Genomic DNA, 13,332 nt, shown 5'->3' on the forward strand with positions numbered 1-13,332 from the left:
TTAACAATTAGCTAGCTTTCGTATCTTTGCCTCGCTTGCAATCTCCGGCATTGCAGCCTTGAAACATGCCGGTGAAATCCAATCGGTGGTCGGTAACGGTGAAGCCGAATTCGCGCTGTACGCGCTGCTCCAGCTCAAGCAGCCAATCCTCTTGAATTTCCTTCAGCACGCCGCATTTGGCGCAGATCAGATGATGATGCATATGCTCTTGGTTGTCGTCACGCAAGTCGAAGCGGGCAACGCCATCGCCAAAGTTCATTTTTTCTACAATATGCAGCTCGGTCAGCAGCTCAAGCGTCCGGTAAACGGTCGCCAGCCCGATTTCTGGGTAAGACTTCTTGACCAGCATATATACGTCCTCTGCGCTGAGATGATCCTGCTCGTTCTCCAGCAGCACTCTTAAAGTCATCGCGCGCTGATGCGTCAGCTTGTAGCCCTTCGCTTTCAGCTGCTGGTTGATTCTATCTATATGATTTTCCAGTTCACTCATCGCTCATGAGCCTCCTTTGCATGCGGCTTGCAATTTCTCAATTTGTAATCATTATCATCTTAATTTTATTATAGATATATCAAAAAAGCAAGCTTCCTAGCTTTTCACAGCCAATAGGTTGTAGCATTAAGCATCGTTTTCTTTAGCACAGCTACTGTCTGAATCGCCATGCAGGCTGTATAATATAAATCACCAGCAGCACGCCTGCAACGGTACAAGCTATTTCTCCCGTTTTCTCTTCCATTCAGAATCTATTCATATCAGGCTCCGCAATTCATATTACGCTTTCAAACTCGTACATCTGACAGTATCGTTCATCATTTTATAAATTCAATTTTATCACAAATCCAAAAAAAAACAGTAGAATCAACATTTTAGCAGTTACAGGACTTTTGGACTATAGAACGAATTTACTTTATACAACGTTTTCCTTTGACACACTTTACGCGAAACGAAAGGAAGTCATTACGATGAAAGCCCCACATCCAGCGTATAAAAAGAGTAAAATCAGCTTGGCTACCGTACTTAGCGGTCTCGTTTCTTTATGCGTCCTGGTTACGATTATCCTCGTGATGTTTTCAGCCTTCCAATCCAGCAAGCAATTAATGGAACGTACGGCCCTTTCCACTAATTTCTCCAAAGCGAGCAAAATGAGCGATACGCTGGACGCCTTAACCAAGACGATACGGTTAAGCCTGAAATACAGTGTGCAAAGAGATCAGGAGGGCATGTGGGACGGGCCTAATCAAGCCCAGAGGATGAATGAGGATTTAAATTTAATGAAGCACAGCAGCAATTTTTTTAATTCTATCGTGGTTGTGGATCAACATGGAATGATAAGAGGGGCTACGGAGGGAATAAATAACTTAATCAATGAGCCGATTACGTCGGATTCCTTGAAACAAGCGCTGGCATCGAAACGGTCGAGCATATCGGACCCTTTTTTCGATGAACGAACGGGTAATTTATTTATTATGGTAAGCGAGCCGCTGTATGACAAAAACCAGCAATACAAGGGCTTTATTGGCGGCAGCATTTATTTAAAGAAAAATAATGTTATGAATACGATTTTCGAGAAAAATACGAATGACTTTTTGGAGTCTTATTTATATCTTGTGGATCAGCAGGGCAATCTACTGTTTCATCCTGACCCGATGCTTGTCGGCAGAAACATCAGCGAAAATATGGTCGTGAAAAAGCTAATGGCTGGGCAAAGCGGCAGCGAAACCGTCACTAATTTGGACGGCAGCGAGCTGCTCATCGGATACGCCAACGTCAAGGAAAATGGCTGGGGTATCGTAGTAGCAACTCCTGTGCAAAGCATAAAGGATCAGCTCTTTTATCATTTCAAAAATGTTGCCATCACGGTTGCCATACCACTGCTGCTGCTTATATTCGCTGTCGTTATATTGGCGCGAAGCATCGCCAATCCGTTTCTAAGGCTTTCGCAGTTTGTCAGTCAGCTTGGTGATCCAGGCGAGCTTAGCTCCTGGCGCAAAAACCACTGGATTAGGGAAACGGATCTGCTGATTAAATCAACCATTAATGTAGGATCGCTTATTCAGGCCCAGCATCATCAATTAACGAAAGATGCGGAAACGGACCCGCTGACGGGGCTCATGAACAGGCGCACCTTAATCAAGTTTTTGACGTTATGGATGGAAGAGAATCTGCCCTTCTCCATTATTATTATCGATATTGACCGTTTCAAGCGAGTCAATGATAAATATGGCCATCAAGCAGGCGATGCGGTGCTTAAGCAACTGGCGCAGACCGTCATTCATGCCATTCGGCCAGAAGATATCGGCTACCGCTATGGCGGGGAGGAGCTTGTTATTTTGCTTCAGCAGACGACGCTTGCGGAAGCTTACTTAGTTGCCGAACAGCTGCGAATGGAAGTGGAGGGGGGAGTAGATCCGGTTGTAGGACGCGTAACGATCTCACAGGGAGTCGCGCAATATCCGCTGCATGGCACCAGCCCCGAGGAGCTGCTCCAGAAAGCGGATCAAGCGCTGTATCAAGCAAAAAATGCGGGCCGCAACCAGACGATTGCAGCGGATGCGGAGTTTTAGAGCAGCTAGCTGCGAAGAATGAAGTCGCAGCTAGCTGCTCTTGCTTGCATGCATAAGGAAAGATGCTTGCTGATGCCAGGTTTATTTTTCAAATGGAGCTACAGCACCGCTGCCTTGCCGCCGTCAATATTGACGGAAGTTCCCGTAACGAAGGAAGCCGCTTCCGAGACGAGAAAAGCGATGACATTCGCCGCTTCCTCCGGATTGCCGATGCGTCCAAGCGGTATATCATGCCTCGGGCTTGCCGCAAACTCCTCCCACGATAGATCGGAAGCGCTCTGTTTCCACATGCGCTCTATTTGATCGCTGCGAATAAGGCCGATGCAGACAGCATTCACACGAATGCCATCGCCAGCCAAATCCTTGCTCATCGCTTTCGTCAGCGCAAGACCAGCTGCACGGCTTACCGAAGTGGGCAGCGAGGAGCCTGCCGGCGTCTTGCCGCCGATAGCCGTTACATTTACGATGGCGCCTCCCCCCGCCTTACGGAGATAGGGAAGCGCCGCACGCGTGAAATGAATGGCCGCATACAGCTTGAGGTCAAGATCGGCTGCCCACGCATCAGGCTCTACCTTATCGAATGGCAGCGCTGCTGACGTCCCTGCATTGTTTACGAGAATGTCGACACCGCCAAGCTGCTGGACCACCTCGGCAACAGCACGCTGTACCTCGGCCTCGACCGATACATCGGCGGAGATGATAAGCGGCCTTTTGCCTGTCGCCTGCTCAATCCGTTCTGCTGCTTCTTGCAGCGACCCCTCCTGTCTGGCAACGATCGCCACCTCCGCTCCCTCAGCCGCCAGCCGCAGCGCGGTGGCAAGTCCAATTCCCTTGCTTCCTCCCGTCACAATGGCACGTTTCCCTTGCATACCCAAATCCATTCTAATTCCTCCTGTCTACTATGTAATCAAACAAGGCTCTCATTATCGCTACCCATTCAGTCTAAACGTGCTGTGCCCTAATATCCAGTATAAAAAAAACATGCCGGGTCTAGTGAGCTCCGACATGCTTCATCCTTTATTTATAATCCAGCACTAAACCCAGGCACCGCATAAGCGGAAGGTGCTACACCGACCTCCTGCTTGAAGCGGCGGCTGAAATAATACGGGTCTTCGTAGCCAACCTGACGAGCGATGCTGCGCACCGTCGCATTCGTCTCCTTCAATAGTCCCTTAGCCCGGTCAATGCGAATGGCAATCAAATAATCAATTGGGCTGATGCCCATATGTTTCTTGAAGGCGCGGGAATAATGCTCCGGCGTAATGCCAACCATGCTGGCAAGCATATCCCTTGTAATTGGTTTTTGATAATGTCGTTTCATATATTCAACCGTCTGTCCAAGCTTGCTTCTTCCTCCTGCAACAGATTCGGTGTTATGCCTAAAGTGTGTATCCTCTTCTTGAAAGCCCATCCGTATCGAGTTTCTCATATGCTTTATCATTTCCCACCTTCCCGGCCTATTGGCACAGCTGAATGATCACTCATCCATATATAATGATTATCATTATCAATTATAATTCAAGCGTGCTTTTTTTTCAACACCCTGTCACAATAATTCACCACTTCTGAAAATATCTACTTCCTTACATAGGAAAGGAACACGCTGGAAACGCTAAGGACACGGAGTTGTTCTATCATCTGGAAGCGAGGGACTGCCATGCTCGGATTCAAACGCAGCAATTGGAAGCACAAAACAGCAAAGGCAGATTGGCAGCAGTCAGGCGATCATCCGTCTGAAAAGCAGCAGCCTCTTTCCCATCGATTAGATGAAAATATGGCAGAGCTGCGGCGTGTGTATGCGGACTGCGATGACCTCTCCTTCCATTCCTTGCGGATCGGCGAGCTCGCTGACGCCATGCTCGTGTTTCATATCAGCATGTGCGATAATGAGCAGCTGAATCTTTTCATTTTGCGTCCGCTTGCGAGCCATGCTGGCGGTTTGACTGCTGCAACTCCCGCACAGCTGCTGGGGTTGCTGCCCATCGCCGCTGCCAATACGATTCGCACATTGGAGGATGCTACTGTTGGCATCAGCAAAGGCATGCCGCTGTTATTTATCGATGGGAGCGAGGAGGCTCTGTCGTTTGGCCTGCAGAAAATCGAGCATCGCAGCATTGAGGAGCCTTCGGCGGAATCTACCGTTCGCGGCCCCCGTGAATCGTTTAATGAAGTGCTGTCCATTAATCTGTCGCTGCTGCGCCGCAAAATGAAAAGCCCGAAGATGAAGCTGCTCACGATGACCATTGGCGAATATACGCGAACCGATATCGGTATTCTCTTCTTGGAGGGAGCAGCAAATCCTGCTACCGTCGATGAGGCGCTGAAGCGGCTTGCCGCTATTGACACCGATGGTATTTTGGAAAGCGAGTATATTGAGGAGTGGATTGCCGACTCGCCTTATTCGCCATTTCCACAAATGATCGCAACCGAGAGGCCTGACGTTGTATGCGCAAATTTGCTTGAAGGGCGATTCGCCATATTAATTGATGGGACACCCTTTGCCCTCGTCGCACCCGTGACCTTGTTTTCCATGCTGCAGTCTGTCGAAGACTACTATCAGCACTTTATTATGAGTACCTTTGTACGCTGGCTGCGCTATGTTTTTTTCCTGCTGTCACTGCTTCTTCCATCAGCCTATGTCGCGATTACGACCTATCATCAGGAAATGATTCCAACAGTGCTGCTGCTCAGCATCGCCAAGGCGCGGGAGGAAATTCCTTTTCCAGCACTCGTCGAAGCGCTGATTATGGAAATTGCCTTTGAAGCGCTGCGTGAAGCCGGGGTGCGGCTGCCAAGGCAGGTCGGTGCTGCCGTCAGCATTGTGGGGGCACTGATCATCGGACAAGCCGCTACTTCGGCAGGCATCGTCTCCGCGCCTATGGTCATTGTTGTAGCGACAACGGGCATCGCCTCGTTTATGATTCCGCGGTATGCAGCAGGCATTGCCTCACGTCTGCTGCGGTTTCCCATTATGCTGATGGCGGGCACGCTCGGGCTGATCGGCATGATGCTGGGGCTGATTTTAATCGTCATCCATTTATCGAGTCTGCGTTCCTTCGGTGTTCCCTACTTGTCGCCCGTTACGCCAGCCTCGATGGGGACCATTCGTGATGTCATCTGGCGTGCTCCCGCATGGATGAACGAAGCCCGCAAAGAAGGGCATCCTAGACGCAGCAGTCGAAGCGGGAACAAAAAATAGCTCACGTCATCCAAAACCTGCCCAAAATGTTAACGGAGGGGGCTGAAGCTCCAATGCTTGAAACTGGAAAAATATCATCGTCTCAAATGGCTATTTTGCTTTATCCATCGATTCTCGCTACGTCGATTTTGTCTGTGCCCAGCATTACGATGACCCATGCCCATCAAGATATGTGGCTCTCTCCGATATGGGCAGGCTTGTTTGGCATGCTGACTGTATGGGTGGCCATCAAGCTGAATCGGCTGAAGCCAGACAGCACCTTGATACGAACGAGCTTCAGCCTGCTTGGAGCTGTTCCGGGTTTTCTGGTGGGTTTGTTTTATATTTTTTATTTGCCCCATCTAACAGGCATCATTATTCGCCAGTATGGCGAGTTTATTATTAGCAATGCACTGCCAATGACGCCGCAGTTCGTGGTTACCGGATCAATGGTGCTCGTATGTGCCATTAATGCCCGGCTCGGCATTGAGGTTATTGGCAGAACTTCTCAAATATTCACAGCTGTATTTATCTTTCTTTCGGCCTTTCTATTTATTTTGCTAATCGGCGAGCTTCATCCTTCCGAGCTGCTGCCGATTGCCGAAAATGGCATAGGTCCATCGATTAAAGGGGCGCTGGCGCCAGCCGCCTGGTTCAGTGAATATATTTTGATCGCTTTTCTGCTTCCCTTTGTGAACGACCGTGAGAAAGCGATGCGCAAAAGCATGCTATCGGTGCTGTTTGTCACCATTACAATGATTGCCACCAATCTCGTATGCTTGTTTCTTATGGGGGATTTGACTACCAGCTTTATTTATCCGGTGATGATTGCCGCCCGTTACATTACAATCGCCGACTTTATGCAGCATTTGGAAGCAGTCGTTATTGCCATATGGATTTCAGGCATTTTTGTGAAAATATCGGTATTTCTATATGTCTATTCGATTACTGTGGCAGATTGGCTTAAATTGAAGCATTACCGTTCTATCGTTATGCCACTTGCCTTTCTATGTACGGTTTTTGCCTACTGGTCAGCCAGAAGCCAGGGCGATATCGCCAATTTGATCAGCATATCCGGAAACACGTATACAATCATAAGCCTGTTCGTGCTGCCTATGCTGCTTCTGCTGCTCATGCTCCTTAAAAATAAGCTGACCCGTAAAAAGAAGGCTTCCCCATGATGAGCAGCAAGCTGCACAATCTGCGACGCAAAATCGCGCTCCTGCTTCTGGCGGCATGCAGCGCGACGCTTTTGCAGGGCTGCTGGGATCGAATGGAAATTAATGATTTGGCAATGGTGTTGGCAACCGGCATTGATCGAACCAAAGACGGTAAAGTTCATCTTTCGATTCAAATTTTCATTCCACGCCAAAGCGGCAGCAGCGCGACTGGAGGGACCGGTGGCAGTGAAGGGTCTCCGAGCGGCGTTACGATGGTGCGAACTGCCGAAGGAAACAATATTGCGGATGCAATGGCGCGGCTGCAGCGCAAAATTTCCCGCCACGTTTTCTGGGGCCATTGCGAGGCCATAGTCATTGGAGAAAAGACAGCAAAGCTCGGCATTCGCGAGTATATGGACTTTCTACTGCGCTTCTCCCAATTTCGCGAGCATGCCTATGTTTATATTAGTGAGCCTAAAGCACAGGATATCCTCTCCTTGCTGCCTCCTCTTGAGCGAAGCTCGGCGGAAGCTTTGCGCGAAATGGGCAACATGAAGCTGGGTACCAAAATGACGGTGCTTGATTTAGCCCAAGCGCTGGAGGGTCTAGGCAAATCAGCTGTTCTTTCCAGACTGAAAATTCCTCGGCCCGAGTCTGGACAAAGCAAGCTAGCTACCATGCCCTATATATTCGGACTGGCCATGATTCGCAATGACCGGGAAATTCACGTCGTGACCGAGCCGATGAGCCTTGGCGTGCTTATGCTGCTTAATCAGCTGGACAATATCGTTTTGACGGTTAATCCAGATGAAGCGAACAAACAAGCGGCTGTCACCATAAAACCGCAATTCATTCGCACCGAGTTTATTCCCGGCTTTGCTGACGGGAACTGGACGATGGAGGTCAACATTAAAACAAAGGGCGATGTCATCTTGAATACAACCGATCTGTCGCTCCTGCCACCGCCGAATGTGGAAAAAATTCAGGCTTTGTTTCAAGAACAGTTTAAGCAGCGAGCGGAAGCCGCACTGCAATTAACCCAGCATAAGCTGAAAACGGATTTTTTTGGCTATGCGAATGCGTACCGCAATCATTTCCCACACAAATGGAAGGCAAAAAAGGCTCAGTGGGAAAGCGATTTTCCAAAAATAAAAACGAAAATCCAAGTAGAGGTTCGCATTTTGCGTACAGGAAAATCCGGTGATCCGCAAGGGATACCGGGCCAATCCAATGAATAAATGCAGCATAAACATGCAGGAGGGCTCGCGATGAAGGCACTATTTATTACAGGTATTGTGCTCGTCTCCGTCATTATTGTATATGGAGAAGCTCACGGGGGAAGGAGCAGCCGCCGGGAAATCAATACGGCTGTCACCATAACCGCCATAACGGCAGCTTTGGCGATTTTGCTCGTTTTTTTCCCCGACATGCCTGGCCCAACCGAGCTCATTGCTTTCCTGTTCAGCACCATTGGCATGAAGTAGCTGCAACTCGTTCTTAATTAACGCTGCGGATGTCGCCAATTACGTTTGTGCTGATTTTTAAATAATCAAACGTTGCGACGCTGCCTTCGCCAATCGGTGATTGGGCTACGACGCCCACTTTAATCGTTGCGGGAACGTCCATCCCAAAATAACGAACCATTTTCCATTTGACGCCATCATGCGAATAATGGAATGCAAAGCAATTGCCTGCCCGGGCAATACGCAAAAAAGGACGAACGATCTGGGCATCGCTGGAAACACAATCATCGGAGGCTCCACTCGTTACAACACTGAGAATGGACGGCATATCGTCAAAAAACTCCGAGCACAGCTTTGCCCAGTGGTCTTCATCCGCCATTATCATGATGCAGCCGGAATCGTACGTCTGCTTCATATCGACCGCAACGCGAGTGACGGCATAAAAATCGCCTTCAACTACTGTATATAGAAAAGGAGCAGAATTTTTCGTATTTCCTCCTGCCGGATCGATAAAAAAATCGCCCATCGGCGGTGCTTGCACAATCAGCTGTTTATGCTCATTCACTTCCCAGCTCTTCGGCTCATTAATCCATGACAGTTCCTTGCCTAGGCTTTGCTTGCTGCATCCTTCAAATACATTCATCGTGTTCTTCCCTTCTTTATGCGCCAAAACGCTTCTCATAACACATGCTCAGCTCATAGTCGACATATTCGCCAAATTTCCCGATAAATACATAGCCATGCTTTTCATAAAACTTCAACGACTCAGGCTGCTCGGGCCCCGTCTCCAGACGAATGCCCGCAAACCCGAGCAGCTGCGCCTGATCCTCCAAAAAGGAAAGCATAGCAGCCGCGATGCCGAGCTTCCGGCTTTCTTTGCGCACGAAAAAGCGTTTCAGCTCCGTATATTGGGCATCGAGCGGCCGAATGGCACCGCAGCCCACAGGCTCGTCCCCGGAAAAAGCGACAATAAATGTAGTGTCCTTGATGCCCGGATCGGTGAAATCAAGTCCATGCACCTCTTCCGCCGGATAGCGTTCCAGCAGTTCCTCGTCTAGTAATTGAATGAGTTGGTGCAACGTTTCATCCAGTGGCTCTACGATACGAATACTTATGTCTTTCATCTGTTATGCCTCCAAAGCTGCTTCTAGCAAGTTAGTAAATGAATGGAATATTTGCCATATGGCTATCGTACCTGTTTGCTCTCCACTTCGCAATCCATTATTGCGTCAGCTGCTTTACCATTCGAATGTAGCGGTGTCCTGCCAGCTCCAGCTCCCCATCCTCGGCATAGCCCATCCGAATATAGAGCGCCGTCGCCTTCTCGTTATCATCCAGCGCAATGAGCGATAGGCGGGGCCAGCCCGCATCCTTGGCCTTCTTCTCCAGCGCGCCGATCAAAGCCCGCGCTATCCCCTTTCCTTGATAGGCGGGATTTACCGCCACGGAATCCAAATAATATTCCCCGGGCCTTGCCTCCGTCATAATCTGATAGCCAGCATGGGCTGGCTTCTGGCGGATTCGCGACAGCAGCGGAGCATCCAGCTTCTCAGCAGCGTCACCGCCGTAACCGAGCGCCATGCCAGCGATGGCCTCCCCCTCCCAGGCGACAAGCACATGCTCGTAGCTGAGCCTATTTCCTTTTTCCACATAAAAATCTGCCAGTATATTCATAGCCTCCTGCTCGTCTTGAGCCCCCGTTAGCGTACAGGCGATATCGCCAATCGCAGCATGCAGAAGCGGCATAATTTGCTGCACATCTTCTTTTTTCGCTGGAACAATCATTTCGCTCATCTCCTATTGTTATTCTTCAATTAGTTTATCTTAATCCATTAAGCCATGCTATAATCAAGCACAGGTGATTATACATATGGAACAAACACGTACAAAATATTATCCCAGACCTTACGGTGTAACAACAAACATAATGCCACGGGCAAATCAGGCGACAGCTGATACGAGCAAACAGCTTGTCAGAAGCGGGGAAGCCGATGCCGCTTTTTTCCGCTCGCTGGAACAGCACGGCATCCAGCTGAATGAGGCGCAAATTGCCGCTGTTCGCCATACCGAGGGGCCGCTGCTCACGCTCGCTGGAGCTGGCTCTGGCAAAACCTCCGTTCTCGTCTGCCGAACGGCTTATTTGCTGTCTGTCCGCAGCGTAATGGCTTCCCAGCTGCTGCTCATGACGTTTTCCAAAAAAGCAGCGGAGGAAATGAAGTCGCGCATCGCCACGCTGCCCGGTATTTCTGAAAGTGCTGCCGCTGCGGTTGAAGCAAGGACCTTCCATTCTTTCTGCTTGCAGCTGCTGCGCAGGCGTGGCATGAGACAGGCGATTTTAGGCGACAGCGGCCGGAAGCAGATTTTTTTCAAGCGGCTGCTGCGCGAACGCAATTTGCATGAGACGTATCAGCCGGAGACGCTTATTACGTTATTTTCAGCCTACAAGCTGGAAATGCTGGAGCTCCATGAGCTGCCAGCCCAAACAGAAGAGGACAAGCAGCTGAAAATTTTGTTTGAATGCTATGAGCAGTGGAAGTCGGAGCAGCAGCTGATCGACTATGATGATATGCTGCTGGCCGCTTATCGGCTGCTGACGACCGATCAGAACTTGCTCGAGATGCTGCAGCGCCGCTTCCGCTACGTGATGATCGATGAGTTTCAGGATACGAATAAGGTGCAATATGAGCTGATTAAGCTGCTTGTTAAGCAGCATGGCAATTTGATGGTCGTTGGCGATGATGACCAGACGATTTATTCGTTTAACGGGGCGCGCAACGATTATATTTTGAATTTTGAACAGCAATATCCGACCAGCAAAAATGTTGTGCTCGACATTAACTATCGCTCCGGGGCTGCCATTGTCGGGCTGGGCAATGTGATTATTAGCAGCAACAAGCAGCGCCGTCCCAAGTCGCTCAAAGTGGCGAAGACGCAAAGTCACTCCCCAACATTTGCAAGGCCCGGCAATACCGACGATGAGGCCCAGCTGATTGTCAATAAAATTACGGAGACGCAGAGCCAGGGGAAGCGCAGCTATCAGGATTTCGCCATTTTGTTTCGTACGGCAAGCAGCAGCCGCGCCATCTTCGACCAGCTGGTCATACGGCAAATTCCGTTTATTGATTATGGCGGAGGCGAGTCCTTTTATGAGCAATGGGTCGTAAAGCCGATCATTGCCCATTTGCGGCTGGCGATCGATCGGCGTCATTTTGATGCGATGCAAAATATACTGGCGACGCTTTATGTCAAGCCGGAGCAGGCTATGGCTTTCATTTGGAACGAAGAGAAGCAGCAAGCCAAAAAATGGCCGCTGATCCACCTCGTCCGCTTCCCCGGCATTAAGGAATTTCATCAGGAAAAAATCAAAGAGCGGCTGCGGCTCATTCGCTCCTTGCCTAAGCTTAAGCCTGAGCAGGCTATTCGCCTGCTGCGCGATGGCTTTTATGACAATTACATCCAAGCCGATAAAAGCCAGACGCTTACCGAGCACAAGGACGCCTTGAAGGAAACGCTGGACGAGCTGGAAACCGCTTCCAAACGTTTTGCCACGATTGCCGATTTTTTGGCATTCGTGGACGAAATTGCAGTGAAGCTGCAAGAAATGAGGCAGCTCAAGCTGGCGAGCCGTGGTGCTGACGCCGTCCATTTTATGACGATCCACAAATCAAAGGGTCTGGAGTTTCCCGTTGTATTCGTCAGCGGGGCATCCGATGGCATTTTACCGCACAGCTCCGCGCTGTCCGCGAGCAAAAATAGTGACCGCAGCGCTATTCAGACGGGTGATGACGTTGCCGAGGCTGCACTGGAGGAAGAACGCCGGCTCGCTTACGTCGCCGTTACGCGTGCCAAGGAAGAGCTGTACATCAGCTCGCCTGGTTATTATCGCGGCAAACCGGCGGCCGTTTCTTCTTTTTTACTCAACGCTTTTAAATAAATATATGCCTATTAGTGGGGTGGCTACTGGATGAACGATCAGCTTAGAACCTTTTTACAATTAGGTGATGCCGTTATTATTACGGATGACCAGCATCAAATATTAGAAATCAATTCGAGCTATGAAGCGATAACCGGCTACAGCCGCAGAGAAATATTAGGTAAAACGGCCGGTATTGTTCGCACCAGCCTTACTCCTGGGCATATTCATGAGAGCATGAAGGAAGCGTTAAAGGCAAAGCGGCCATGGTCTGGCGTATTCATTAACCGCCGCAAGGATGGACAGCTGTGGCATTCCTCCATTACCATTACACCTTTATATATGGATGAGAGCTGGTATTATATCGGCATTTTCCGTGAATTGGAGCAGCTCCCTAGCGGCTTCTATATGCCTCAGGAACGAATTGGGCATATTCAAAGCTCGCTGCTCAAGGTGCTCGCCATTTCCTGTGAAATTCGCGATCCTGGCATTGAGTCGCATCTTGTGCGGGTGAGGGATCTTACGGAGGAGCTTGTGCGTTATCATAATGAGCGCATGCAGTTGGGATGGAAAGAAGAACGGCTTAGCCGCATCGCCTCAGCGAGCATTTTGCATGATATCGGAAAATCAGGCATTCCCGAGGGGATTTTGTATAAGCCAGGTCCGCTCGCTGACTATGAACGCACCATTATTGAAATGCATACGTTTATTGGCGTCGACATTATTGAGAAGATTTTCAATGAGTTTAATGACGAGCTGTTTACTAGCGAGCTGACAGCGAGCAGGCATATTATTTTGCACCATCATGAACGGTGGGATGGCGAGGGCTATCCGCATAAGCTTGCTGGAGAAGCTATCCCCATTGAAGCGCGAATCGTAAGCATCGTTGATGTTTTCGACGCCCTTACCAGCAAACGCCCCTACAAGGAAAAATGGTCGGAGGTGCAGGCGCTCGCTTACATTAAAGAGATGCGCGGCACCCAGTTTGACCCGGACTTAGTCGATTCATTTATTCAGCTTAATAAACAAAAAGAGGGATTGGCGTAAGTGCCAATC

At 49.5% G+C, this 13,332-nt stretch carries 13 protein-coding genes; 7 read left to right on the forward strand and 6 right to left on the reverse strand.

Going from position 1 to position 13,332, the window contains the following annotated elements:
* Positions 1–7: 7 nt before the first annotated feature.
* Positions 8–490 carry a Fur family transcriptional regulator gene (locus MHB80_RS22245; protein WP_341279033.1) on the reverse strand — a complete coding sequence of 161 codons (483 nt, stop codon included), beginning with the start codon at positions 488–490 and terminating at the stop codon, positions 8–10.
* Positions 491–960: 470 nt separating this feature from the next.
* Here MHB80_RS22245 and MHB80_RS22250 point away from each other — a divergent pair, with 470 nt between their 5' ends.
* Entirely contained in the window at positions 961–2,562 is a 1,602-nt protein-coding gene (locus MHB80_RS22250) for a diguanylate cyclase (protein WP_341279034.1), read from the forward strand.
* A gap of 98 nt (positions 2,563–2,660) precedes the next feature.
* Here MHB80_RS22250 and MHB80_RS22255 read toward each other — a convergent pair whose 3' ends face one another.
* Both MHB80_RS22255 and MHB80_RS22260 read right to left on the reverse strand, forming a co-directional pair.
* Positions 2,661–3,443, reverse strand: a complete 783-nt coding sequence (locus MHB80_RS22255) for an SDR family oxidoreductase (RefSeq protein WP_341279035.1) — start codon at positions 3,441–3,443, stop codon at positions 2,661–2,663.
* 140 nt (positions 3,444–3,583) lie between these two features.
* On the reverse strand, positions 3,584–4,003 hold the full coding sequence (locus MHB80_RS22260; RefSeq protein WP_341279036.1) for an AraC family transcriptional regulator: 420 nt from the start codon (positions 4,001–4,003) through the stop codon (positions 3,584–3,586).
* A 216-nt stretch (positions 4,004–4,219) separates the two neighbouring features.
* Between MHB80_RS22260 and MHB80_RS22265 the strand changes: the two genes are divergently transcribed.
* The 4 genes from MHB80_RS22265 to MHB80_RS22280 are packed head-to-tail and all read left to right on the forward strand — an operon-like array spanning position 4,220 to position 8,384.
* A complete protein-coding gene (locus MHB80_RS22265; RefSeq protein ID WP_341279037.1) occupies positions 4,220–5,761 on the forward strand; it encodes a spore germination protein in 1,542 nt (513 codons plus the stop codon).
* A gap of 53 nt (positions 5,762–5,814) precedes the next feature.
* Positions 5,815–6,921: an endospore germination permease gene (locus MHB80_RS22270; RefSeq protein WP_341279038.1), complete on the forward strand. Its 1,107-nt coding sequence runs from the start codon at positions 5,815–5,817 to the stop codon at positions 6,919–6,921.
* A complete protein-coding gene (locus MHB80_RS22275) occupies positions 6,918–8,138 on the forward strand; it encodes a Ger(x)C family spore germination protein (RefSeq protein ID WP_341279039.1) in 1,221 nt (406 codons plus the stop codon). Before MHB80_RS22270 ends, MHB80_RS22275 begins: the two co-directional genes overlap by 4 nt.
* A 30-nt stretch (positions 8,139–8,168) precedes the next feature.
* Positions 8,169–8,384 carry a hypothetical protein gene (locus MHB80_RS22280; protein WP_341279040.1) on the forward strand — a complete coding sequence of 72 codons (216 nt, stop codon included), beginning with the start codon at positions 8,169–8,171 and terminating at the stop codon, positions 8,382–8,384.
* A 13-nt stretch (positions 8,385–8,397) separates the two neighbouring features.
* Here the strand turns inward: MHB80_RS22280 and MHB80_RS22285 are convergent, their stop codons facing one another.
* The 3 genes from MHB80_RS22285 to MHB80_RS22295 form a co-directional block, all read right to left on the reverse strand.
* Positions 8,398–9,006, reverse strand: coding sequence for a DUF1349 domain-containing protein (locus MHB80_RS22285; protein ID WP_341279041.1), 609 nt, complete (start codon positions 9,004–9,006; stop codon positions 8,398–8,400).
* Between the two features lie 16 nt (positions 9,007–9,022).
* Entirely contained in the window at positions 9,023–9,487 is a 465-nt protein-coding gene (locus tag MHB80_RS22290) for a GNAT family N-acetyltransferase (RefSeq protein ID WP_341279042.1), read from the reverse strand.
* A 97-nt stretch (positions 9,488–9,584) separates the two neighbouring features.
* Positions 9,585–10,148, reverse strand: a complete 564-nt coding sequence (locus MHB80_RS22295; RefSeq protein ID WP_341279043.1) for a GNAT family N-acetyltransferase — start codon at positions 10,146–10,148, stop codon at positions 9,585–9,587.
* Positions 10,149–10,233: 85 nt separating this feature from the next.
* Between MHB80_RS22295 and MHB80_RS22300 the strand changes: the two genes are divergently transcribed.
* Together MHB80_RS22300 and MHB80_RS22305 are read left to right on the forward strand one after the other, a co-directional pair.
* On the forward strand, positions 10,234–12,297 hold the full coding sequence (locus MHB80_RS22300; protein WP_341279044.1) for an ATP-dependent helicase: 2,064 nt from the start codon (positions 10,234–10,236) through the stop codon (positions 12,295–12,297).
* 30 nt (positions 12,298–12,327) lie between these two features.
* A complete protein-coding gene (locus MHB80_RS22305; RefSeq protein ID WP_341279045.1) occupies positions 12,328–13,323 on the forward strand; it encodes an HD domain-containing phosphohydrolase in 996 nt (331 codons plus the stop codon).
* Positions 13,324–13,332 lie beyond the last annotated feature (9 nt).

Origin of the sequence: Paenibacillus sp. FSL H8-0537 (assembly GCF_038051995.1) — a bacterium.
Classification (GTDB): domain Bacteria; phylum Bacillota; class Bacilli; order Paenibacillales; family Paenibacillaceae; genus Pristimantibacillus.